Below are 287 nucleotides of genomic sequence, written 5' to 3'. Positions count from 1 at the left end.
ATCAATGATTAGTATCCGGGAACAGGAATATGTGGAAGCAGCTGTCTCTATTAACGCAGGAAATTTACGGATCATAGCAAAACATGTATTTCCTAATGCAATGTCACCATTGATTATATCGGCCTCCATGAGTCTTGCCAATGCTATTATTGTTGCTTCGAGTTTGAGTTTCATTGGATTGAGTATTCAGCCGCCTAATCCTGAGTGGGGGGCGCTGCTGGCAGCCGGACGCAATATGATTCGTGACTATCCGCATCTGGTTATGTTTCCAGGGGTGATGATTATGA

Annotated in this window: 1 protein-coding gene; it reads left to right on the top strand. The window is 43.9% G+C overall.

The features are described from left to right. The coding region (locus tag NE473_RS32205) for an ABC transporter permease (protein ID WP_256265729.1) at positions 1-287 on the top strand (287 nt) is incomplete at both ends.

Source organism: Hungatella sp. SL.1.14 (assembly GCF_024460495.1).
GTDB classification, from domain to species: domain Bacteria; phylum Bacillota; class Clostridia; order Lachnospirales; family Lachnospiraceae; genus Hungatella; species Hungatella hathewayi.
Note: the sequence above shows the minus strand (reverse complement) of the source record. Positions and strands in the feature narration are given on the sequence as shown.